20 protein-coding genes and 1 riboswitch are annotated in these 23148 nt (G+C 43.9%); of the genes, 13 read left to right on the forward strand and 7 right to left on the reverse strand.

Features of this window, described 5'->3' with window-relative positions; translation table 11 throughout:
* The first annotated feature begins 30 nt into the window (after nucleotides 1-30).
* Nucleotides 31-2055, forward strand: a complete 2025-nt coding sequence (gene ligA, locus ACOJUR_RS04055; RefSeq protein WP_420949304.1) for an NAD-dependent DNA ligase LigA — start codon at nucleotides 31-33, stop codon at nucleotides 2053-2055.
* 67 nt (nucleotides 2056-2122) lie between these two features.
* On the opposite strand, the gene ACOJUR_RS04060 is transcribed toward ligA, so the two are convergent.
* On the reverse strand, nucleotides 2123-2299 hold the full coding sequence (locus ACOJUR_RS04060; protein ID WP_203115661.1) for a hypothetical protein: 177 nt from the start codon (nucleotides 2297-2299) through the stop codon (nucleotides 2123-2125).
* 290 nt (nucleotides 2300-2589) lie between these two features.
* On the opposite strand from ACOJUR_RS04060, the gene ACOJUR_RS04065 reads away from it, so the two are divergent.
* From ACOJUR_RS04065 to rlmD, 5 genes are all read left to right on the forward strand, one after another.
* Entirely contained in the window at nucleotides 2590-3549 is a 960-nt protein-coding gene (locus tag ACOJUR_RS04065) for an MraY family glycosyltransferase (protein ID WP_072873495.1), read from the forward strand.
* 109 nt (nucleotides 3550-3658) lie between these two features.
* Nucleotides 3659-3949: an Asp-tRNA(Asn)/Glu-tRNA(Gln) amidotransferase subunit GatC gene (gene gatC / locus ACOJUR_RS04070; RefSeq protein ID WP_420949305.1), complete on the forward strand. Its 291-nt coding sequence runs from the start codon at nucleotides 3659-3661 to the stop codon at nucleotides 3947-3949.
* 6 nt (nucleotides 3950-3955) lie between these two features.
* Nucleotides 3956-5398, forward strand: a complete 1443-nt coding sequence (gatA, locus tag ACOJUR_RS04075; protein ID WP_306955470.1) for an Asp-tRNA(Asn)/Glu-tRNA(Gln) amidotransferase subunit GatA — start codon at nucleotides 3956-3958, stop codon at nucleotides 5396-5398.
* Entirely contained in the window at nucleotides 5395-6843 is a 1449-nt protein-coding gene (gene gatB, locus ACOJUR_RS04080) for an Asp-tRNA(Asn)/Glu-tRNA(Gln) amidotransferase subunit GatB (RefSeq protein WP_072873492.1), read from the forward strand. The genes gatA and gatB overlap by 4 nt, the downstream gene beginning before the upstream one ends.
* 58 nt (nucleotides 6844-6901) lie before the next feature.
* Nucleotides 6902-8290: a 23S rRNA (uracil(1939)-C(5))-methyltransferase RlmD gene (rlmD, locus tag ACOJUR_RS04085; RefSeq protein WP_420949306.1), complete on the forward strand. Its 1389-nt coding sequence runs from the start codon at nucleotides 6902-6904 to the stop codon at nucleotides 8288-8290.
* A 141-nt stretch (nucleotides 8291-8431) separates the two neighbouring features.
* On the opposite strand, the gene arsC is transcribed toward rlmD, so the two are convergent.
* The 4 genes from arsC to ACOJUR_RS04105 form a co-directional block, all read right to left on the reverse strand.
* Entirely contained in the window at nucleotides 8432-8866 is a 435-nt protein-coding gene (gene arsC / locus ACOJUR_RS04090) for an arsenate reductase (thioredoxin) (RefSeq protein ID WP_420949307.1), read from the reverse strand.
* 15 nt (nucleotides 8867-8881) lie between these two features.
* Nucleotides 8882-9925: an ACR3 family arsenite efflux transporter gene (gene arsB / locus ACOJUR_RS04095; RefSeq protein ID WP_420949308.1), complete on the reverse strand. Its 1044-nt coding sequence runs from the start codon at nucleotides 9923-9925 to the stop codon at nucleotides 8882-8884.
* 15 nt (nucleotides 9926-9940) lie between these two features.
* On the reverse strand, nucleotides 9941-10264 hold the full coding sequence (locus ACOJUR_RS04100) for an ArsR/SmtB family transcription factor (protein ID WP_072875367.1): 324 nt from the start codon (nucleotides 10262-10264) through the stop codon (nucleotides 9941-9943).
* A 156-nt stretch (nucleotides 10265-10420) separates the two neighbouring features.
* Entirely contained in the window at nucleotides 10421-11908 is a 1488-nt protein-coding gene (locus ACOJUR_RS04105; RefSeq protein WP_072875368.1) for an aldehyde dehydrogenase family protein, read from the reverse strand.
* A 509-nt stretch (nucleotides 11909-12417) separates the two neighbouring features.
* On the opposite strand from ACOJUR_RS04105, the gene ACOJUR_RS04110 reads away from it, so the two are divergent.
* The 7 genes from ACOJUR_RS04110 to ACOJUR_RS04140 all read left to right on the forward strand — a co-directional run bounded on the left by ACOJUR_RS04110 (nucleotide 12418) and on the right by ACOJUR_RS04140 (nucleotide 21416).
* Entirely contained in the window at nucleotides 12418-13557 is a 1140-nt protein-coding gene (locus tag ACOJUR_RS04110) for an RNA-guided endonuclease InsQ/TnpB family protein (protein ID WP_420949309.1), read from the forward strand.
* A gap of 831 nt (nucleotides 13558-14388) precedes the next feature.
* Nucleotides 14389-15117 (forward strand): hypothetical protein, encoded by a 729-nt coding sequence (locus ACOJUR_RS04115; RefSeq protein WP_420949310.1) that lies wholly within the window; start codon nucleotides 14389-14391, stop codon nucleotides 15115-15117.
* A gap of 111 nt (nucleotides 15118-15228) precedes the next feature.
* Nucleotides 15229-15852: a signal peptidase I gene (locus ACOJUR_RS04120; protein ID WP_072875370.1), complete on the forward strand. Its 624-nt coding sequence runs from the start codon at nucleotides 15229-15231 to the stop codon at nucleotides 15850-15852.
* Between the two features lie 285 nt (nucleotides 15853-16137).
* Nucleotides 16138-17424 carry an IS110 family RNA-guided transposase gene (locus ACOJUR_RS04125; protein WP_420950494.1) on the forward strand — a complete coding sequence of 429 codons (1287 nt, stop codon included), beginning with the start codon at nucleotides 16138-16140 and terminating at the stop codon, nucleotides 17422-17424.
* A gap of 426 nt (nucleotides 17425-17850) precedes the next feature.
* Nucleotides 17851-18996: a TasA family protein gene (locus ACOJUR_RS04130; protein ID WP_165611966.1), complete on the forward strand. Its 1146-nt coding sequence runs from the start codon at nucleotides 17851-17853 to the stop codon at nucleotides 18994-18996.
* A gap of 267 nt (nucleotides 18997-19263) precedes the next feature.
* Nucleotides 19264-20376: a hypothetical protein gene (locus ACOJUR_RS04135; RefSeq protein ID WP_420949311.1), complete on the forward strand. Its 1113-nt coding sequence runs from the start codon at nucleotides 19264-19266 to the stop codon at nucleotides 20374-20376.
* Nucleotides 20377-20423: 47 nt separating this feature from the next.
* The gene (locus ACOJUR_RS04140; RefSeq protein WP_420949312.1) at nucleotides 20424-21416 is read left to right on the forward strand and encodes a hypothetical protein; all 993 of its coding nucleotides are present in this window, start codon (nucleotides 20424-20426) and stop codon (nucleotides 21414-21416) included.
* 111 nt (nucleotides 21417-21527) lie between these two features.
* On the opposite strand, the gene ACOJUR_RS04145 is transcribed toward ACOJUR_RS04140, so the two are convergent.
* On the reverse strand, nucleotides 21528-21932 hold the full coding sequence (locus tag ACOJUR_RS04145) for a helix-turn-helix domain-containing protein (RefSeq protein ID WP_420949313.1): 405 nt from the start codon (nucleotides 21930-21932) through the stop codon (nucleotides 21528-21530).
* Between the two features lie 23 nt (nucleotides 21933-21955).
* Nucleotides 21956-22096: a DNA-binding anti-repressor SinI gene (gene sinI / locus ACOJUR_RS04150; RefSeq protein ID WP_207549721.1), complete on the reverse strand. Its 141-nt coding sequence runs from the start codon at nucleotides 22094-22096 to the stop codon at nucleotides 21956-21958.
* Nucleotides 22097-22158: 62 nt separating this feature from the next.
* Nucleotides 22159-22255, reverse strand: a riboswitch (cyclic di-GMP riboswitch).
* Nucleotides 22256-23148 lie beyond the last annotated feature (893 nt).

The raw sequence follows: 23148 nt of genomic DNA on the forward strand, positions 1-23148 counted from the left end.
GGATTGGACGCTGAGCAAGCAAAGGCGCGCATGAAACAGCTAATAGAAGAAATTGAAGAACATAATCGTCTTTATTATGAGGAAGATGCACCACGCATCAGTGATGCTGAATGGGACAAGATGATGCGTGAATTACAAGATTTGGAACGCCGTTATCCGGAATGGGCTGATCCCAATTCTCCTACGCAACGAGTGGGCGGTTCGCCTCGCCAGTCATTGGTGAAGGTTGTTCACCAGTTACCCATGCTGTCTTTGGCCAATGCGTATTCTCCAGAAGAGTTACGAGAGTTTGATCAGCGTGTGAGAGATGTGGTGGGTGATTCAGTACAATATGTTTGTGAACTGAAAATTGACGGTTTAGCTGTTTCCCTGCGTTACGAAGAAGGGAAACTTGCGCTTGGAGCAACGCGGGGAGACGGAGAGACCGGCGAAGATATCACGGCCAATTTGCGAACCATTCGCAGCCTGCCTTTGCAATTAAAAGAACCATTGACGCTTGAAGTGCGCGGTGAAGCTTATATGCCAAAACAAACATTTTTACGACTAAATGAGGAACGTGAAGCACAGGGATTGCCCCTTTTTGCGAATCCTCGCAACGCCGCAGCCGGTTCATTGCGCCAACTTGATCCAGCTATTGCGGCCAAACGAGGTTTATCTTTGATTGTCTACCAGGTTGCCTATATGGAAGGAAGAGATTTGGCTACACATTCTCAAGCGCTCGATTTTGCGCGTTCCCTTGGTTTGCCAGCGGTCGGAGAGAGACGCGGCGGTATGAGTATTGATGAAGTCATCCAATATATTCAGGATTGGTCGGAAAAACGTCATACGTTGCCTTACGCTACAGACGGCATGGTTGTAAAAGTGGACAATTTTGCTCAACAGCAAGTACTTGGGTTTACAGCTAAGAGTCCACGCTGGGCCATCGCTTATAAATATCAAGCAGAACAGGCGGAAACTCAGTTACAGGAGATTGTTTTGCATGTTGGACGGACAGGTGTGGTGACACCTACAGCTGTTTTTCATCCGGTACAGTTGGCAGGAACCACAGTTACGCGTGCCTCTTTACATAATGAAGATATTATTCACGCACGCGATATTCGTATCGGTGATTGGATTATTGTGCAAAAGGCTGGAGACATTATACCCGAGGTAGTACAGTCCTTGCCCAATCGGCGTACAGGCAAGGAAAAGTCGTTTGAGATGCCTGCCGCTTGCCCGGAATGTGGGGAAAATCTGCATAAGTTTGCTGGAGAAGTTGCTTGGCGTTGTGTCAATCCTAATTGCCCAGCGTTGTTGCGCGAAGGGTTGATCCATTTCGCTTCTCGGGACGCCATGAATATTGAAGGATTGGGAGAAACGTGGGTTGGAATTCTGGTTCAGAAAAATTTGCTACGCAGTTTGCCAGATATCTATCGGTTGCAACGAGATACATTATTGACTCTGGAACGAATGGGGGAAAAATCAGCAGAGAAACTTCTTGCAGCTATTGAACGAAGCAAGAACAATGAACTGTATCGTTTCATATTTGGACTCGGTATTCGCATGGTGGGTGAAAAAGCTGCCAAAACGCTAGCCCGGTCCTTTGGCAGTCTGGATGCCCTGAAAAATGCATCGTATGAAGAACTGCTTTCACTTCGCGATATTGGTCCCAAAATGGCAGAAAGTATTTACCAATACTTTCATGAAGCTGCGATATTGCACATGCTGGACGATTTTAAAAAACTTGGCGTTTGGCCAACTGAGAATCATATTGTTACGGAGCAAGAGCAGAAAACACCCTATTCTGACAAAGTGGTTGTATTGACAGGAACGCTTCAATCGTACGATCGCGCTGAGGCTACTCGTCTGATCGAGCAGTTAGGCGGTCGTGTAACAAGCAGTGTGAGCAGCAAAACAGATATTTTAATTGCTGGGAATGAAGCTGGTTCAAAATTGAAGAAGGCGGAAGACATTCGTGCTTCCGGGAAACAACCGCATCTGCTCATTTTGAATGAAGAACAATTTTTGGAATCGATTGCCCCGTATATCCCCCAAACAAATGTAAGGCGCACCTGACTGCTTTTGTGTAGTCAGGGCGCTTTTGCAAACATACATGAATCTCAGATGTACGAAAAATGAATGCTTATTGATGTTCTTTGGAACGTAGAAATTCTGGTACACTCAATGTTTCTGACGTCCGTGTGTGAAAAATCGCAACTCTGCTCGAATACCGACCGATTGCAAAAGCAACCGGAATAGCAATGACGCATGCTGCGATGATTTCGTGAGTGGTCATGGATACGGCCATCTCCTCTTCCATAGAATTTAGCGGCGACAGGTTTTCCGCCTCTTCTCCAACGTATGCTCATGCTTTTCTGTGCATGTCTCTTTCTATGAAATTTCAAGAAAGAGATGATATCTTGTCTGTTGCTCAAGGTCTGGTATAATGAGGGCCGTGTAAGATGGTTTGCTTCTTTATCCAATAGAACATCAGAATGAGGAAAGCATTCTAAATATTGTAATATGCATCAATGTAGACATAAACCATAATACGATGTGGAAGGGTAAAAAAGACACTCAGGTTGGGCGATAGGAGGTCCCCTGAATCACATGCATCCCGTTTGGTATTATCTCGTGAGCTTTCTTTTATCCTTAGGAATTGTTTATGCTACGGTGCCATTTATTCGAAAATTTGCTGTTCATCTTGGTTTTGTAGATCAACCTAATGGAAGGAAAATTCATAAAGAGCCTATTCCTTTACTCGGCGGACTCTCTATCTATTGTGGGTTTCTTGTCACTGCGGCTTGGATGGGGAAGGCGGGCAGTACCTTTTGGGGAATTGCCATTGGGGGTTTCTTGATTTTTTCTATCGGCGTCTTGGATGATTTTTATAAAACAAGAGGTAAAGATTTTAAAGCTTTACCTAAGTTTTTGATGCAAATTGCTGCTGCTGTAGTACTTGTTCTTTACCAAATTCGCATTACAGGTATTTCTTTGCCATTTCAACACCGATATGACACTTTCCCGCTTTGGGTTTCAGTTTTGGCCACGGTGCTATGGGTAGTTGCGATTACAAACATGATGAATTTTCTTGATGGCGTGGATGGGCTGGCGGCTGGTATTGCAGCAATTTCAGCAATGACGTTGTTTTTTGTCGCATTGCTCAAAGGTCAGCCGGTAATGGCTGTGTTCTCCATTGCCTTGATGGGTAGCGCTATCGGGTTTCTTCGCCACAATTTTTATCCGGCGCGTATTTTCATGGGTGATGCAGGTGCAACATTTCTTGGGTTTGTTTTGGCGGCCATTGCCGTAGATGGGGCATTTAAAAGCGCTACAGCTGTTTCCTTGGTTGTACCTGTTTTGGCGCTTGGCGTGCCTATTATGGATACGGTCTGGGTTCTTTTTCGGCGTGTCAGGGAAAATCGGCCACTTCATATTGCTGATAAAGGGCACACTTTTCACGTTTTGATGAAATCAGGGTTAAGCCAAATTCAAACAGTTACTTTTCTTTATTTACTCGGTATATGCTTTTCACTTGCTTCTATTGTTGTGCAGTTAGCAACCCGCTGATAATTAACTTCGTATCTCCTTCTGTAGCTATGCTATAATGCATGACATTGAATTGTGTGTCCCTTCTAGGGGCAATTTTTTGACATGGCAAGACAGGAGGATGAAATTCTTGCAAATTACTGCAGTTACAGTGCGCCATGTGGCTAAATTGGCACGGCTCGCAGTCTCCGAAACAGAAGTGGAGCGACTTACTCCAGAATTAAACGACATACTGCACTATGCGGAACAACTTCAACAACTTAATCTTGATGACGTGGTAGCCACCAGTCATTCATTTCAATTAGTAAACGCTTTGCGCGCAGACGCGGTACGCCCCTCTTTGCCAAGAGAAGAAGCGCTCAAAAATGCACCAGATTCGGAACAAGGTCAGGTCCGCGTGCCTGCAGTGCTGGAGGGGTAATCAGTTATGCAAACAGTAAAAGAAATCATTCGTTCTTTGCAATCTGGAGAAAGTAAGCCTTCTGAATGGGTAGAATTATCCATTCAGCAAATCGAACGTGCTGAGTCCAGTATTCAATCTTTTCTGTCAGTGCAACCGGAAATGGCCATACAGCAAGCCAAAAAATTGGACGAGTCACAGCCGTCTGGCTCGCTTTACGGTGTACCCTACGCTTTGAAAGATAATATATGTACGGAAGGCTTACGCACAACAGCAGCTAGTCGTATCCTTGAAAACTATATTCCGCCATACAGCGCCACAGTTGCAGAAAAATTACAGAATGAAAATGCGGTGTTGGTTGGAAAGACAAACCTTGATGAGTTTGCCATGGGTTCTTCTACCGAGAATTCAGCTTTTCAAAAAACACATAATCCTCATCGCCTAGGTTTTGTTCCCGGAGGGTCGAGCGGAGGTTCGGCGGCAGCTGTAGCTGCAAACATGGTTCCGTTCGCATTGGGTTCGGATACGGGTGGCTCAATTCGTCAACCAGCCGCTTTTTGTGGAGTCGTGGGACTCAAACCTACATACGGACGTGTCTCTAGGTTTGGACTTATCGCTTTCGCGTCTTCACTGGACCAAATTGGTCCCTTTACACAAACAGTTGAGGATGCTGCACTCGTGCTAGAAGCCATTTCAGGTTACGATCCGCATGACTCGACGTCGGCCAAACATGAGACAGAACGTTTTAGCCAAGCTCTGACTGGAGATATAAAAGGTATGCGGGTCGGAGTTTTGCCGCAGGATGCCTTACATGGTCTGGACAATGGTGTAGCAGATGCTTTGCAAAACGCCATTCGCACGTTATCTTCTGCGGGTGCAGAAATTGTGGAAATTGACTTACCTCACCAATCATATGCTGTAGCAACCTACTATTTAATTGCGCCTGCTGAAGCTTCTTCAAATTTGGCCCGATACGACGGTGTTCGTTATGGACGACGTGCAAGTGGAGAAACGCTTCTTGAAATGTATGAAAAGACGCGCAGCGAAGGTTTTGGCCTGGAAGTAAAAAGGCGCATTATGATTGGTACATATGCCCTGTCCAGTGGATATTACGATGCTTTTTATAAACGGGCACAAAAAATGCGTACATTAATTCGGCAAGATTATGAAAAAGCTTTCGCACAATGCGACGTTATTCTTACCCCAACGACGCCAACAACAGCTTTTCGTATGGGTGAAAAATTGGAAAGTCCATTGCAGATGTATTTAAACGACATATTCACTATTCCAGCCAACTTGGCGGGACTTCCGGGTATCAGTGTTCCATGTGGGAAAGTAGACGGATTGCCAGTGGGCATGCAATTGGTAGGACGAGCCTTCGACGAAGCGACGTTGTTGCGCGTTGCGCATGCTTATGAACAATTGCGCGGCTTCAGCGTGCAACTGGCTGCGGAGGAGGTTGGACAATGAACTACGAAACGGTCATTGGTTTAGAAGTTCACGTTGAATTAAAAACAGCAACCAAGATTTTTTGTGGTTGTAAGAATGAGTCAGGCAGCGAACCCAATACCCATGTGTGCCCAGTATGTTTAGGGCATCCTGGTACCTTGCCTGTCCTTAATGAGCAAGCTGTCAATCTTGCCTTGCGCGCTGCATTGGCTTTAAATTGTCAGATCAATCAAGAAAGCAAGTTTGACCGCAAAAATTATTTTTACCCCGATCTGCCGAAAGGTTATCAAATATCCCAATACGATAAGCCCGTTGGTGAACACGGTTATCTTGAAATCGAGATCGAAGGTAAAACGAAACGAATTGGTATCACGCGTCTCCATCTTGAAGAAGATGCCGGAAAATCTATGCACGCTGCCGATGGTTCCCATACGTTGGTTGATTACAATCGAACGGGCGTACCGTTGATAGAAATTGTTTCCGAGCCAGATATCCGTTCGCCAGAAGAAGCGCGTCTCTATCTGGAAGCTCTTAAGTCCATTATGCAATATTGCGATGTGTCTGATTGTCGTATGGAAGAAGGTTCGCTGCGCTGTGATGCGAATATTTCTTTGCGTCCTCTGGGAAGTGAAAAATTTGGCAACAAAGCTGAATTGAAGAATATGAACTCTTTCCGTAATGTGCAGCGCGGTCTTGAATATGAGGAAAAACGTCAGCGTGAGCTACTCGAATCAGGCCAGACAGTTGTTCAGGAGACGCGCCGGTTCGATGAAGCCACTCAAACGACGGTATCCATGCGTTCTAAAGAAGAAGCGCATGACTATCGTTATTTTCCTGAGCCCGATCTCGCTTTACTCCACATGGATGATGCTTGGTTGGAAAGGGTTCGCCGGGAGATCCCGGAACTTCCGCATGTCAAAGCCCGACGTTATGTAGAGTCATTTGGCCTGCCTGCCTACGATGCGGGTGTTTTAACAGCGGAACGGGCAGTAGCAGAATATTTTGAGGCAGTAGTCGCTGCCGGCGCTCAAGCAAAGACTGCCAGCAACTGGGTCATGGGAGATTTGTTGGGCGCTCTTAACGCTGCGGGTAAGTCGATTGCGGATTCTAAGGTGACTGCGAATCAATTGGCCCAGCTGATTGAACAAATTGAATCTGGGAAAATATCGATAAAGCAGGGCAGAGAAGTTTTCCGTGAGATGTTTGAGACAGGGGTAGATGCGGCTGTTATTATTCAGCAGCGAGGGTATGAACAAATTAGCGACGAAAGTGCGTTGAGTGGAATTTTGGATGAAATTATTTCTAAAAATCCCAAGTCAGTCGAGGACTATCTAAACGGAAAAGAGAAAGCTCTCGGTGCACTTGTTGGACAAACCATGAAAGCTACGAAAGGACAAGCTAATCCTGGTGTAGTGAACAAGCTTTTGCTCGAGAAAATATCGGCTTTGAAGGCAGGAAACAACTAAAGTCAAGTCTCCTATGGAGACTTCTTTGCAACCCGCTAAGCGAGGAGGAAACATTGCGGTGCCTAAATCTGAACTTCTATCATGCGTTGGTCAGCAGGTAACGCTCTCTCCTATACGTATCAATGATGATGGGGAAGGTGTGGCTACGCTCGAGGGAGTAACGATTTTTGTTCCGCATCTCTTGCCTGGCGAAGTGGCGAATGTACGAGTTCAGTCTGCTGGGCGTTCTTTTTTACGTGGTGAAATGATAGAGCGACTGGGGACGGAATCAAAGGATCGAGTGCATCCCCCGTGTTCAGTATTTGGACAATGCGGGGGATGTCAATTACAACACCTGAGTTATCGTGGCCAACTCTTACATAAACAAAAAGTGGTAGAGCATCATTTGCGTCGCTCGTTACGAGGGTTACCGGCAATTGAGAATTTGCAGGTGCAACCCACTATCGCGTCGCCATCTCCGTATGGATATCGCAATCATGTACAGATTCCTGTTCGTTATGACGGGCAGAAGGATAAACTTCTTTTTGGATTTTACGCTCCTTCGAGCCATGAGTTAGTCCCAACTGAGGATTGCTGGCTTATCTCACCTCGTTTGATGTTGCTTTGGCAAGCGGTGAGAAAGGGAATGGAGACGTGGCCCAGAGAGCTTAAAGCGGCTATTCATCATTTACATCTTCGTGAAGCAGTGGCGACTGGTCAGCAGATGATTATCTGGGCTGTGCAGGCAGAATACGAAAAAGTGGTTGAGCACATCCGAAACTTCTACCAAAATTTAGAAAGTTCGCTGCGCAAACTATTGACGGTAGGTATAAACAGAACCTCTTATGAAACGGATCGACCCAATAGCCGTCGAGCAGATATTCTTGCAGGTTCTTCATGGATTGAAGAAGAATTGCTGGGTGTGCGTTTTCGTTTGTCCGCGGAATCTTTCTTTCAAGTCAATTCAGCTCAAGCCGAGCAATTATACAGACATGTCATTGACAGATTGCAGAAACATTCTGCCACTCGTTTACTGGATGCGTACTCTGGTACGGGAACTCTATCGCTTCTGCTTTCACCTTATGCTAAGACTTTGGTTGGTGTAGAATCTGTCCGCGCAAGTGTTGAGAATGCCAGGCAAAACGCTGAAATTAATCATATTTTTAATGTCCAGTTTATTGAGGATACTGTAGAGCATTGGCTACCTCGACAAATTTCTGACAATGACTCGTTTGATACCATTTTGGTAGATCCGCCTCGCAAAGGTCTGCATTCTGAAGTGATATCCGCTATATTAAAAGCAAATCCGCAAACATTTTTGTATGTCTCCTGCAATCCGGTCACACTCGCTCGCGATTTGCGGCCATTTGCTGAAAATGGTTATCAAATTACATCCGTTCAGCCGTTTGATATGTTTCCGCAAACTTCCCATGTGGAGTGCGTAGTGACGCTTGTGAGAAAAGTGTAGCCCAATAACAATCCTCTGCAATCTCGAATAATCATCTGCTCCAGAACAAACAAAGACCTGATTCAAGCGGGAAAAGAGCGTGAGGCAAAACGGAGAAATCCTTGCCCGACAAGCCCTTTTCCCGTCATTTTTGTCAGGACGTCACAGTCTATCATTCATCTCTTCCTCCAAGAATTTTGCAACGCGCTCTTTAATGGCATCCCGCACTTCATGAAACTTCGCGGTAATTTCCTCTTCAGACCCCGTCGTTTTCGCAGGGTCTTCAAATCCCCAGTGCAAGCGATGGACGTGTGTTGGAGTGACGGGACATTTATCATTGGCATCGCCGCAAAGCGTGATCACATAGTCGGCTTTGTTTAGAATCTCAGGGTCAATCAAATCGGACGTGTGGTGGGAGATGTCCACACCTGCATCCTTCATCGCAGAGACGGCTCTTGGATTAAGACCGTGTGTTTCAATTCCTGCACTATGAACTTCAATTTTGTCCTTACCAAAATGTCTTGCCCATCCTTCTGCCATTTGACTGCGGCATGAGTTGCCCGTACACAAAAAATAAATGAGCGGTTTGTTTGCCATGAGAATTCCCTCCATTTAGTCTGTTAACTGTAGGAAATATTTTTTCTGGAAAATCAGTGCAAGCTTAACCAAAGCTAGCATGACAGGAACTTCAACCAAAGGCCCAATGACGGCGGCAAAGGCGGCTCCTGAATTGATGCCAAACACGCCAACGGCAACTGCGATGGCAAGTTCAAAGTTATTGCTTGCCGCCGTGAAAGACAGGGTACAAGTCACGGAGTAATCGGCGCCTGCCCGTTTACCCATGAAGAAGGACACCAAAAACATGACGACAAAATAGAGGAGTAGCGGAATGGCAATACGAACGACATCCATTGGCAACCGTACAATCAGGTTTCCTTTGAGCGAGAACATCACAATGATGGTGAATAACAGTGCAATCAGTGTAATCGGGCTGATTTTCGGTACGAAGTTCTTCTCGTACCAAGAACGCCCCTTTGCTTTGACGAAGATATAACGGGTAATCGCACCCGCTAAGAACGGGATGCCTAAATAGATGAAGACACTTTTCGCGACCTCAGCAACGGTAATGTGAATGATCATGCTTTGAAAACCCAGCCAGCGCGGAATCACTGTAACGAAAATATAAGCATAAACGGAATAAAACAGGACCTGAAAGATAGAGTTGAACGCTACGAGTCCAGCCGCATACTCCGCATTGCCCTTAGAAAGGTCGTTCCAAACAATGACCATGGCGATACAACGCGCCAACCCAATCATAATTAGACCAACCATGTATTCTGGATATCCACGAAGGAACACCAGGGCAAGAATGAACATTAAAACAGGTCCAATAACCCAGTTCTGAAGGAGAGAAAGCCCTAAGATTTTGCCATTTCGAAATACCTGACCTATCTCTTCATACCGTACTTTCGCAAGCGGCGGATACATCATCAGGATTAAACCAATGGCGATTGGAATAGATGTAGTTCCGACTTGCAATTGGTTCAGTCCGTTGACGAAATGTGGGGCTACGTACCCCAAACCAATCCCAACAGCCATTGCCGCAAAGATCCAGATGGTGAGATATCGGTCGAGAAAAGATAACCGTTTACCCAATGGTTTTCACGCTCCTTAATCGCACTGCACGAGCAAACCCTGTTGTTCAAGTTGCCGTAGCTCTTCGGACAAGTCAGGTAAGTTCGTCAGAGATATTCCGATTTCATTCAAACGATCGCGGTTCAAGGAATAAAACACCCACATTCCTTTGCGAGACTCCTTAACCAAATCTGCGTTCTTTAAGCGACTCATGTGTTTTGAAACAGCTGGCTGTGAGATCTCAAATAAAGGAACCAGTTCACACACACAGCAATCACGAATTTGAAGTAGTGCAATAATTTTCAATCGAGTTGGATCGCTGAGAGCTTTCAGCGTATCAGCAAGCTGGTCAAAGTTCATGAAATCACCTCACAACCAACATTATAACCATATGGTTATAATGTTTTCAATTAAGGTATCATCATATCATGGTTAGGAAAATGAAAAAGGCCTCGCAAGAGACGAGGCCGATCATAAAATAACTTTGATTTCCAAAATTTGATAAACGAAGAGAGCTTAACTTAAGCTAATCCAGACATCTTTTACTTCAGTATAGTTATTCAAAGCATACGAACCCATCTCACGACCAATTCCCGACTGTTTATAACCACCAAATGGTGCTGCAGCATCAAAAGCGTTGTAGCAATTGACCCAAACAGTTCCTGCTTTTAATTTGCTAGCGACATAATGAGCATTTCGCACATTCTCTGTCCATAAACCAGCAGCTAAACCATAATCTGAACGGTTGGCTCGTTCGATGACTTCGTCAAGATCTTCAAAGGGCATTGCTGCTACCACTGGGCCAAAAATTTCTTCTTTAGCGATGGTCATTTCATCTCGAACATTGGCAAAGATGGTGGGGGCAACAAAATAACCTTGTTCAGTTGGACAATGGCCACCCACAAGAAGTTCAGCACCATCGTTGACACCACTTTCAATATAGCCAAGGACTTTAGCTTGCTGTTCATCCGAAACGAGGGGGCCCATGCTTGTATCCGGATCAATACCCTGACCTTGACGAATATTTTTAGTCATGGAAACTAAATCAGCCACTACGTTATCATATGCTTTTTTTTGAATGAACAAACGTGAACCGGCACAGCACACCTGCCCTTGATTGAACATGATACCCATCAGCGAACCAGGTACTGCTCTTGACAAATCGGCATCGGGTAGAATGATATTCGGAGATTTTCCACCCAACTCAAGAGTGACACGTTTCAGAGTCTGGGCAGCTTGTCGCATAATGAGTTTGCCCACTTCGGTCGATCCGGTAAAAGCGATTTTGTCGACCTGCGGATGGTCCACTAATGCTGCACCTGCAGTTTCACCAAATCCAGGAACAACATTAACGACACCATCAGGAAAACCAGCTTCCTGAATTAAGGTTGCCAGATACAAGGCTGAGAGAGGAGTTTGTTCAGCGGGCTTTAATACTACTGTGCATCCCATGGCCAATGCAGCTCCTAACTTCCAAGCGGCCATCAGCAATGGAAAGTTCCAAGGGATGATTTGACCCACGACTCCAACAGGTTCATGTCTAGTATAGTTGAAAAAATTTCCTGACACAGGTATGGTTTGGCCAACAATTTTAGTAGCCCAACCTGCATAGTAGCGGAAATGTTCAATGGCGAGGGGAACGTCAGCATGTAGGGTTTCCCGGATAGGTTTGCCATTATCTAAGGTGTCAATTTGAGCTAGTTCAACTTGGTGTTTTTCCATAAGGTCTGCAAGTTTGTAAAGGAGCCGACTGCGTTCTGCACCGCTCATGGTTGACCATGGTCCTTCATCAAAAGCTCGACGGGCTGCTTTTACGGCTCTGTCGATATCGGCTGATTCTGCTTCCGATACAACTGCTAATACTTCTTCAGTTGCAGGATTGATGGTATGAAATGTTTTGCCTGACAAAGAAGGGACAAAACGGCCGTCTATAAACAATTCTTTAGTTCCTTGAAGAAATTCATGTACCTTTCCTTGGATAGAGCTAATTTGATTAACAGACATTTTTTGCTCCTCCTTTCAATTTAACAAGAGCAATCAGAAAACGCTTACACAATTATGCTATATCTCGCTTGGATATGAGTCAATTGGGAATGATGTCGAATATTAGTTATTTCAGAATATTTGAACGAAAAACTTTATCTACTATACATGATTGAAAAAAGTTTGCCATGATTCCTATGCAGGATTTAGATGTAAATTCGATGGTCTTCTTCATGCCTAAAGGAGAACCCAACTCAAGCATAGGTATCATGAGTTTGAGTTCATAGAATTATCAAACCTTCCAGTACTCTGCAAGCATTCCAATTGATTCATTCTCCTTGATGTAGTATGTGCCACCAGGCTTCAAGTATCGATATATCACTTTTGCCCATTCGTTAAGACTTTCAACACAGTAAGGCAGGATTCCCCTACTTCTAAGCAATAGCGTAAGTGGTGGAGGAATGCCGTTTTCTTTGTTTGTTCAGTAAAACTAATGGTAGAATATACTCACTGAAAGGTGGTGAGTAAGCATGGAATTGGTTCGTACAATACGATTGAAACTTCTGGTATCCCCAGAACAGAAGCAAGCATTAGATACGACTTTGACAGCCAATCGAAATGCCCTCAATTTCACCAGCAAAGTTGCCTTTCAGAATGGTGGGTTGTCCACTTTTAAGAAACTACAACAACTGGTGTATAGACAGTTACGAGAAGACTTCGGACTCAAGTCGCAAATGGCTTGTAATGTGTGTTCGGCTGTTGCAAGTACCTACGCCAGTGCAAAGAGTAATAAGAGGATGAAATTGTCCTCGTTCTCTCACAGCAAATTGGTGTATTCATACAATCGAGACTATACGGTAGAAACAGACAAGCATAGCGTCTCCATTGGTACACTTGACAAACGTATCAAGGTTCCGTTCCTTGTGGGTGAAAACTATCTGCCCTATCTGCTGAGTCCAGATTGGCTGTTTGGCTCTGCGGAATTGGTTCCGACCCACAAAGGTTACTCTCTGCATGTAACGGTCAAACGTGCCATAGATGAACCGAATCTGACAGAGTGCGATGCCATGATCGGCGTAGACCGTGGCATGAACTTCTTGGCTGTTGCAACCAATCAGGATAACAAAACGATGTTCTTCAAGGGACGCTCGATCAAGGAAAAGAAAGCCAAGCTCGTTCGTCAACGCAAATACTTACAGCGCAAAGGCACTCGTTCTGCAAAGCGGAAACTCAAGAAACTTGCAGGGCGAGAAAACCGTTTTATGACGGACATCAACCATCAAGTCGCAAACGAAGTCATTAAGTTTGCCAAAGCATCAGGCAGTAGACCTTGCATCGTTTTGGAAGACCTGACCAACATCAACATGCGAACCACGGTTCGGTTACGAGATCGGTATTGGAGGTTTTCTTGGGCATTCGGACAACTGGAATCCATCATTCGGTATAAAGCCGTAGCAGAAGGGATTCCTGTACTGTCGGTGTCTCCAAAGTATACCAGCCAAAAGTGTCCAAAGTGTGGTCATACCGAAAAGGAAAATCGAGACAAGAAAAAGCATTGGTTCGAGTGCCGCAAATGCCATTACAAACTGAATGATGATTTGGTCGGTGCAAGAAACATTCGTGACCGTGGTAGAGAAGTTCGCCATGAGATCGAGATTACAAGTGCATGACACTTGTAATCGGGCTGTGTGTCAGCCAGCCTATGGTAGCGATTGTGTGCGACTTCGGTTGCCGTGACGTGGGAGGCGAAAGCCATTTACCACTAGATCAGTTACAAGCTCCCGCCTCTAAGCGTTAGCGTAGGCGGTGAGTAGTTGACGCCAACAAAGTATCCAATAAGAGGTGAACACAATGTCCAAATTTCCATTCAGAACGGTTGGCAACGAAAAAATATCAAAACAGACGAATTGAGCGTCCAGTCCAGCTTCGCTTTGTAATCTCTAGGGCTTTATCTTAAAAGTCGACACCAGTTACCTTCGTCCCCCTGCGGGTCAATGTTAGAGAATTAATCCCGAAATGACATTACAGATGTAGGAATTACTTAACATCGACGTTTGGCAATTCCTGCTGTTCTAGTGGTTTATCGTAGAGCGTCTGCACAAATTACATAAATATAAAGAACTTGGTATATCCAAGTGCCAAGTTATCAGAGTTATGTCATGCGAACGCTATGAGATCCCCAGTTCCATCCAAATACATATGCTTTGCGAACACAAAAAAATAAATAATGAAAAAAGTATTGATTATTGATTTGGGATGCGTTACTATACATTCAGGTGTTCTTAATAATGAATATATTTTATTTTGAAGAACACCATTGAAGGATTCTGGGGTTTCGCTTACTCACGTACTCATTGCTCGGTAAAGGGTAAAGGGATATAGAGAGAACCGAGCACATTTACAGTCAAAGGCATTCCAGAAGCCGTGATTTAATCTAACTATATGTTCTATTTAATGAATAACTTTTTATTTTAAGAACATATGGAGGGCGGGAGTTTACAGTGTCTCAAAAAGATTGGTTTCCTGTTCAGGGAGGCATGACCCGTCGGGCTATTCGGCATTTAGTGAAGCGCCGCAGTAGACGCCGTATGATTCGAAAAATGGGCTCACTGGTAGCCGTTGGTACTGGGCTCATAGCAGGCTTTTTGGCTTTCCAAACATCCAGTCTTAGGCTGAACGAATCATTTGCCCTTTTAACGGATGAAACAGCGGTACCTGCTACACAAACATTTTCTGTTTTAGCGATATTTCCGAATGAAGTCCAGTTCCTTTTAGAAACTTATGGAAGACAACTTAAAAAATCACCGAGTAGTTCATCTATCAGTGTAATTCAGAAGGAACTGAACTCTTTGAAATCAGATTTACAAATAGACGTTGCGCAGATAGGAGATCCTGAACCTGGTTGGCTTACTACTGACATAAACCAGGTGATGGATTTGCAAAAATTAGCAAGCAAAGAGCAAACAGTTCAGCAATCAAGTATAGCAAAAGTTTCAAGTTTGCAGTCAGGAACATCGACAGAAGCAACATCGACAGAAGCAACATCGACAGAAGCAACATCGACAGAAGCAACATCGACAGAAGCAACATCGACAGAAGCAACATCGACAGAAGCAACATCGACAGAAGCAACATCGACAGAAGCAACATCGACAGAAGCAACATCGACAGGTTCGACGACAGAATTGCCGCAGGTGCAACAACCAACAACTGGCTCAGGAAAAAATTAAGAAACATGGACAGTAAGAAATTCTATCCAATCTAAGGATTGTAAAAATTTCTAAGACAATTCAATGAATTAGATTAGAGTTGGAGCGAGAGGTAAAGGGGAGGCAAGTATAATGGTCCGAAAAATATTTAGTGTGATAAATGGTATTGTGATTGGTCTTATGGTATTTATCTTTGCTTCTACACTTTATTTGACAGTGTCATCAAGAATTCATGATGGTAATCCGGTTGTGGCTGGAAAAACCATGTATGAAGTGCTTTCTGGATCAATGACCCCCACATTTGATACAGGTTCAGTGATTTTTGATAATCCTCATGTGAATGTTGCGGATTTAAAGCCAGGCGATATTATCACATTTCATGTACCCCAAAATTCGGGTTTTAACGGCATGACCAATGTATTGGTTACACACAGAATCGTAAGGGAATTCGATCAAAATGGCCAGATGATGTTTCAAACCAAAGGAGACGCAAATCCGTCAGTAGATCCATGGACAGTATCGGCTAGCAATATTGTTGGAGAGTACACGCATTTTACTATCCCTTATGCAGGGTATTATCTGAACTTTTTGCACGGTCGTTGGGGAGACGGTTCGTTACTTATTTTACCCGGTGCTTTTCTCATCATCAGTAGTATGGTCTCTCTATTCAAAGAAATTTTAAATTTACAAAAGAAAAGCAATCAGGAGAACAATGATTCACCTGCGCTCCAAGAACAAAATGCGATTCATTCGTAGAGAATATCGAGAAATTTGAAACTCCTATCCATTAATGAATTTAAAAATATAAAGGATAGGAGATCAAATAGACATTAAATCTGCAGAATGAACTGATGCTCCAATGATAGCTCGGTATCATTTTGAAGATTTAAGTCTTCAATAAAAATATTTAAATATTAAGGAGCCATTCCTGTAATGAATTAATTTCGGGTTTGAAACAAAAAGAGCGCCTCCTGTATGCTGGGTTCCGAATGCAGGACATTCATTCCCTAATTGAGGAGGACGCTCAACGTGAAGTATAAGATGCAACAGAAGCAAAATCAACGAATCCAACAAATTACCGACGCTACCATCATTGTGGGAGCGGACATTGCGAAGCAAACGCATGTAGCGAGAGCCATTGATTTTCGTGGAATTGAGCTCGGTAGAGAGTGCGTTTTTAGCAATGACGATGAGGGTCTGACGAAACTCGTAACGTGGATGACGGAGTTGCAACGGCTGCACGGCAAGACGGATGTCGTCTTTGGCGTTGAGCCGACCGGACACTACTGGTTCCCGTTAGGTGCCTTCATTCAAGACTTGAACGTTCGATTCGTGCTCGTGAATCCGCATCACGTCAACAAGAGCAAAGAGTTGGAGGATAACTCGCCGACGAAGAACGACTACAAGGATGCTAAGGTCATTGCGAATCTCGTGAAGGACGGCAAGTACACCGAGCCCAAACTCCCAACAGGTGTCTATGCGGATTTACGAATCCTCATGAACCTGAGGGAAAAGGTTATGGTGAATCTAGGTCAGGTGCAGCGGCGGATACAGAACTGGCTCGACCGGTTCTTTCCGGAATACACCCAGGTGTTCAAGGATTGGGAAGGCAAGGCATCTCTCATTACACTGCGTGAGTCTCCGTTTCCACAGGACCTCGTCTTACTAGGCGCCAGTGAGATTGTGAACCAGTGGAAAAGTGGCGGTGTGAAACGGGCTGTCGGTATAAAGCGAGCAAAACGGCTCGTAACAGCCGCTGAAAAGTCCATTGGTCTGAAAGAGGGACTCAAGGCTGCTCGGTTGGAACTGACGGCTCTACTGGAGCAATACGACATGTTCACTCGGCAACGTGACGAAATCATGGCTCAGGTGGAGCAACTGCTCAACCAGATTCCAGGCACTGACGAGATGCTGAGTGTACCAGGGATGGGTGTAACGACACTTGCTGGCTTCCTGGCTGAAGTCGGTGACCTTCAGGGATATGACCATGGGCAGCAGATCATTCGGCTTGCTGGACTCAATTTGAAAGAAAACAGCTCTGGCAAGAGAAAAGGGAAAACTGGCATCTCTAAACGTGGACGCTCACGGCTGAGGGCACTTCTATTCCGAGCGATATTACCGATGGTAGCTACGAATCCAGAGTTCAAGGCTTTGCACCATTACTATACGACACGAACATGCAATCCCTTGAAGAAGAAACAGTCGCTCATTGCGCTGTGTGGAAAGCTCATTCGTGTCCTGCACACATTGGGGACAAAGCAAGTACCGTACAACTCTGAAGATTTACTGGGACCGCTTCGGAAGTCCCAACTACAGATGGCTGCTTAACTGATTCAAACTCGTACTTCAACTTACTCGCTTGTGAGACACGATGAAAGACCAAGACAAACGAAAGCACGGATAAGCCGTAGTAACTATTCCATAAGGGCAACGACCCAGCAAAGGAGCAAGAAACGGCATCCACCCCTTGAGAGGTAGAACGAAGGAATGTGAGGGCATAGACCCAGTGTGACATGGGAGGGTAAACCGCAAGGGAACGTGTGGACATCCAAAGGTGCGAACATCATTATGTTCCATGTATTGGTAAATTAACGCCAATCTCTGTTCCTGCCACGGAGTATCCGTTTGAAAATTGGCACATCTAGCATTCTGGCAATCCCTCTCAAATTGTCAAGGTGCGTAATCGTGAGAATGAGAGAGTAAATAGAAGAAAACATTAATTTATAGTGGGAGGGGTAAAGGATGAAATTCAGCATGAAATCAAAAATAGGAGCAGCAGCAGCCACATCATTAGCTGGGTTGGCAATGATGGGAGCGGGATCGTACGCATTATTTACAGCACAAGCACAGTCGAATACGCAAACCTTTGGTGCAGGTGTAGTCGATATTGCCACGACAGGCCAAGGGTTCCAAACCTTCTCGAATAATCACACGATCGATTTTTACAACATGGTACCAGGAGATTATGTGGGTTCTTATGTGGTGGTGCAAAACACAGGTAGTGTGAATGAAGTGGTAGACATCAATACTCAGGCTCATGGTCCAATCTTCTGGGATGATGGACTCAACAATGGGAAAGTGACAACGCTCAACGGATATAGCAAGGGTTCATTGCCATCAAGTGATTCACCCGTAGCTTCTACAGCACAGTCGACGTACGCTGATTTCTGGCAACCGCGCTTACTCTCGAATGGTCCTCAGGTGATGGGCGGGGATTGGGAATCGGTAGATTATCCTGGTACCAGTCAAAATTCGCAGTATGAAAACGATAATCATCCTGCCAGTTATACATTGAATTACCAGATATATAATGAGCAACCGACTGTTACCATGAATGCGACAAACAGCAGCACACAGGCACCCACGTTCACTGTGACAGGTAGTAATGGCCAAACATTGACACCTGCAAGTGACATCATTGCAAACACGATTACTTATACGTACAACCAGGCAGGATACAATCCGGCAACAGGACAGGATTATCCACAACAGACGGGGACGTTTATGAACGGGCAGACGCCGTTCAGTGGGTCGTCGGACGTTCAGGGTATAGTCCTTCAACCTGGACAATATATGGTGGTTGAATACACGGGCCAATTGCCGATACATGCAGGAAATGACTATCAAGACGCATGGGGTAGTGCACAGGTAGTATTCAATGCTGCACAGTGGGAAAATAACCATAACGATGACCAAAATCCAATTCTGACTTCGCCTACCAGTCCTACTCAAAACACGTCAAGCGCTGGTACAACTTCTGGAAGTGGTTCTGTTCCGACATCTCCAAGTGGGAATGGACCAACATCCGGAACAGGTACTCCAGGAGTACCATCATCATCCTCAAGTGGTAATGATTCTACCACATTATCACCTAATCCACCTATAAATTTCAGAAGCTAATCACCTGCGATTTATTGTTAGAGCCATTTGTGCACTTCTGTATTTGAAAGTTCCCTGCCGAAAGTGGACCCTTTCGGCAGGGCTCCCTGATATTGCACTGACAAGTCTGCAGTCTTTGGCAATGAATCCATAGAATCATAGTTCATTACGCAAAGAGTGCAGATTTGAAAAAATCTTCCACACGTTTGGCGTACAGATTTTTAGTCAATCCATTTATATTCTGCATTTTATCAAAAGGCTGTTCAGTAGTAGGGGGCGTGTTGTTTCATGAAGAAAAGTTGGCTATATTATCTTGGCTTATCTACAATGTCTGCAATGGTTCCGATAGGCATAAGTGGAACCTATGCATTGTTCACACACCAGACGCAATCATCCCCTGTATCTTTTGGAACGGGGACTGTGCAAGTGGAATTAAAGCAAGACACAAACCATTCATTACTCATCGAACCATACGATAGTACAGATTATTCAGCATTTTTGAATAATCATTTTCAACCTCATCGAGATATTCTTTATATGGTTACAAATACGGGTACGGTGAATGAATGGGTTAGATTAGATTCAGCAGCTACTTTATATTTAGGTGGAAATCCTAACGCGGCACATGAATTGGCGGGTAGTTATAAAATTTTAACTTTGCCATCTACCAACGATGAAAAGGATCTTGTTCAATCCTTAATAGAAGACTTACAAAATCAGCAATGGACGGTTGGTAGCACGGAAACATCCTTAGCTAATCTTGATATATCTTCTTTTGCGCCGCGTTGTCAGCAATGGTTATTGCAATTGCCAACAATGATTCAAAATCAGTCTCATTTAACAGGTTGTTTAGCCTATATGACAAACGGCCAATGGTCCCCTGAACAACAACAAATTCTGCAAAATTATTGTCAACAATTCTTTTCTTCTTTGCAGTCGGAAGGATACCATACAGTAGCGGATATCCCTGAAGTTGCGTGGCAATCTTTTTTCCAATCTCTTTTTTCTCAATTAAATGCTAGCAAGCTGAAACAAGAAGTTGTAGCAGGTGGAAATGATCCGTCATGTACTGTCTTGGCTTCAGGCTCTTTACTTTTTTCTCAAATATTTTCTTTGGGAAACACCAATTGGAATCAGTTACAACAATCCATTCCACTATCACTTCCTAATGCAGTAGATTCCGTTGCAGGAAGTGCAGCATATTCGAATACCACCTGGTTTCCTCTAGCTCCGGGACAAACTGCAGTAGTAGTCTATCAACTTTATGTACAGGATACTTCCCCGCTTGGAGAGTCTGGCTGCAAAAATTCCTCGCCATTTGTACCGAATACGTCTAGCAACACATTAATGACTTGGGCTTATGTAGTGCAACATGAGAATGTTTCGCAAATTTCAAATTAGAGAGTTTTCGTAAAGTAGGGTTGTAGTTGAAAGGAAGTGAGTGCAAGATGAGTCGATTGCGTCTTCCTAAACGATTCATAGCCGTGGCAGGAAGTACGTTAGTGGGCATTTTATTGCTGTCGGATGGATTATTTCGCATGACTGCTTTGGCCGATCCGTCTCTTACGTCTTCATTTTCTGGTGGTTTAGCTTTTACACAATATGCTGATGGAAGTCATATTTTTTCTAATGTTCATCACTTAGTGCCCGGGGATACACGCACAGGTTCTGTAGAAATCATGAACGAAACAAATGTTACTGAGCAAGTGGTCTTTACAACAAAACTATGGGGACCTTTGTTTTCAAATAATGGTCATACAGGCACAACTTTGTCCAGCACCTATATCTCCAAAGACTATTCAGGAACAGGATATCAAAAAGCGTTTGAATATGATAATTTTCCACCGCATATGAGTGATACGGCTTATGTCGTTGGGGATGAAGAAGCTACCATTCAAACACAGGGTCCTTTTTCTCAAACAGTACAATCCAAACCTTTTACTTTATTGGAAGGTCAATCCTTGCTCATTCAGTACACGCTTCAATGGCCTTTAAGCGCTCATAATGATTATCAGGGGGCTTTAGGCTATATGCAAGTGCAAGTTCAAGCGATTCCCGTGGGCACACCTTCTAATCCGTCAGGTCCGACAACGCCCAATAGACCACCTCAGCCCAATTTACCCAATGGAGGAAATCCTCCTGTTACTGTAACGCAGCCCAATCCATCAGGAGGGAATGCACCGCCGATTAGAGAACCAGGTTCTGGAAACGGAAGTCAAGGGGGAGTTTCTGGCATTTCTAGTCACCCGTCAGGCGGGCATTCAGAAGGACAAACAGTTCATGTCATTCCCATTTCATCTCCTGGTCAATCTTCTGTCATTGGAGCAACATCTCCCGTGACTGGGGTACCTGTATTGGAAACTTTAGCCGAAGCTTTGAGTTTTATTCTGCTTGGCATAGGAATGCTTTTCTTGGGGAGTCGATTGCGAAAAGAGAGATAGGGATATTGAAAATCATTTCTAAATAGAGAATTTCCAAATAAAAATCCTCATTGCGCAAGAAATGAGGATTAAACATTTGATTTATGCCACTGATACGGATTATATAAAAAATTAAGAATCCTTTTTATCCTGGATTTTTTTCCATCTTTGATATTCAACAAATTGTTTAAATTCTTCAATATCAATCCCGGAAAGTTTTGCTTCTCTAGCAATTTCTAGCCATTCTTCATCAAGCCCGTATGGATTTTCTGAATCCACCGTGGATACCACATCCACAGGTAATAACTCCACCAAGGGAATTTGAAAGACATGAGAAAGTTTTTCCAAAACTTGAATGGACGGGTTTTGTTGTTTGTCTCGTTCAATCATACTTAGGTATGACTTGGCTACCCCAGAACGCTCAGACAACTCATTGAGCGACCAACCACGAGATTTTCGTAAGGCTTGTATGCGTTTGCCAATCACAGATGTCTCCCCGCCCACTCCATGTGTAAATTTTAAATAAAAGTGAATCATTTCATACTATTGACATTATTCCTTCAAGACAACGTTTGGATAGTGCGGGAAGAGAGGAAGCGTCTGACTTCTTCTTTCGTTAAACCAAAGTCTCGAGCCATTGCCATTAAACCTTCCCAATCCTGTAAGCTTTCAGTATCCCTTTTGTTCTCTTTGTCTGTCATTGTTTTAGGCTGAATGTTGTGCAATTCCCTTTACCCCATTTCGGTAAGATTTCCTACCGAACCCTTGCAACTCAGCCATCCTGGCTTAATTTTATATTTTTCCATCCAGGACCCGCAGTTTTGCGTCCCTGTCTTTCAACAGGTTTGCCCTCAAGGAACTAGGATACGTTCATTATACGAAACAGATTGTGCTTCGACAATCTAAAAATGTTCCGATTGGACTCATATCTATATTTTGAAACGAAAGAGATTGAATTGAAACATTTGGAACATTATTTCCGTTTACAATACTTTCGAGCACCGTAAGCATATGTCCTGTCGTCATAACGGTGAACGGGGAAATGCAAAGCGACGGGATCGAGAAAGGAAAAGAAACGTTTAAACAGAGATGAGCGTTACAAACAGGCTAACACAGTTGAAATATGAAAATATAGAAAGCCAATATGCTTTGCGGGTAGAGGTAAGGGATACGAACGGAATATTCATGAGAGAGATGAACGAATGAGAACTAACAGAAAATCAATCAAGGAATTAAAAAATAGGCGCTGCACCGCTCATATATGGACGGACAGCGCTCATCTCTTTAACAATAGCTCCCTTCAAACGGTTGAACTTGGTCCGGAATATGCGTCTCATTGAAAGATTGTGCAGGCAGATTAAAAAATTGATCCGTAATGCTAATAAGTGGGCGCAATACTTGTAGATTGAGTATATTTATAATCCCAAGTGGAATGAAAGGTTTTCCAGTGCATACCATCCCAAACTTTGTTTCATGCATGTGGTTCCAAGTTTTGATGTTGAATAGGATTGTAAGCTTTTCCGCCAATCACTTGAGAACGTAATCGTTTTATTAACAAGAGAATCGTTAAAAGCTTGTATTTTGGCAGGCGTAAAGAACTGTATTCCTGAAATAGCAGAAAGTGAAAGAACTCCAATGGCGAAGTACCTAGAATAAGTTCCTTTTGTTATCAAAATAAGAGATTTACTAGTTATCTATTGATTTTATATAAAAATACCAATAATTACTATAAATAATTTAATTATAAAAATGG

Origin of the sequence: Alicyclobacillus tolerans, from assembly GCF_048984885.1 — a bacterium.
In the GTDB taxonomy this organism is placed as follows: domain Bacteria; phylum Bacillota; class Bacilli; order Alicyclobacillales; family Alicyclobacillaceae; genus Alicyclobacillus_I; species Alicyclobacillus_I tolerans.

Bases quoted from the DNA above. Each gene is read 5' to 3' on its own strand.
- ligA (WP_420949304.1), top strand. From the start codon at position 31: ATGAAACAGCTAATAGAAGAAATTGAAGAACATAATCGTCTTTATTAT.
- ACOJUR_RS04060 (WP_203115661.1), bottom strand. From the start codon at position 2,299: ATGGAAGAGGAGATGGCCGTATCCATGACCACTCACGAAATCATCGCA.
- ACOJUR_RS04065 (WP_072873495.1), top strand. From the start codon at position 2,590: ATGCATCCCGTTTGGTATTATCTCGTGAGCTTTCTTTTATCCTTAGGA.
- gatA (WP_306955470.1), top strand. From the start codon at position 3,956: ATGCAAACAGTAAAAGAAATCATTCGTTCTTTGCAATCTGGAGAAAGT.
- gatB (WP_072873492.1), top strand. From the start codon at position 5,395: ATGAACTACGAAACGGTCATTGGTTTAGAAGTTCACGTTGAATTAAAA.
- arsC (WP_420949307.1), bottom strand. From the start codon at position 8,866: ATGGCAAACAAACCGCTCATTTATTTTTTGTGTACGGGCAACTCATGC.
- ACOJUR_RS04100 (WP_072875367.1), bottom strand. From the start codon at position 10,264: ATGAACTTTGACCAGCTTGCTGATACGCTGAAAGCTCTCAGCGATCCA.
- ACOJUR_RS04105 (WP_072875368.1), bottom strand. From the start codon at position 11,908: ATGTCTGTTAATCAAATTAGCTCTATCCAAGGAAAGGTACATGAATTT.
- ACOJUR_RS04110 (WP_420949309.1), top strand. From the start codon at position 12,418: ATGGAATTGGTTCGTACAATACGATTGAAACTTCTGGTATCCCCAGAA.
- ACOJUR_RS04120 (WP_072875370.1), top strand. From the start codon at position 15,229: ATGGTCCGAAAAATATTTAGTGTGATAAATGGTATTGTGATTGGTCTT.
- ACOJUR_RS04125 (WP_420950494.1), top strand. From the start codon at position 16,138: ATGCAACAGAAGCAAAATCAACGAATCCAACAAATTACCGACGCTACC.
- ACOJUR_RS04130 (WP_165611966.1), top strand. From the start codon at position 17,851: ATGAAATCAAAAATAGGAGCAGCAGCAGCCACATCATTAGCTGGGTTG.
- ACOJUR_RS04135 (WP_420949311.1), top strand. From the start codon at position 19,264: ATGAAGAAAAGTTGGCTATATTATCTTGGCTTATCTACAATGTCTGCA.
- ACOJUR_RS04140 (WP_420949312.1), top strand. From the start codon at position 20,424: ATGAGTCGATTGCGTCTTCCTAAACGATTCATAGCCGTGGCAGGAAGT.
- ACOJUR_RS04145 (WP_420949313.1), bottom strand. From the start codon at position 21,932: ATGATTCACTTTTATTTAAAATTTACACATGGAGTGGGCGGGGAGACA.
- sinI (WP_207549721.1), bottom strand. From the start codon at position 22,096: ATGACAGACAAAGAGAACAAAAGGGATACTGAAAGCTTACAGGATTGG.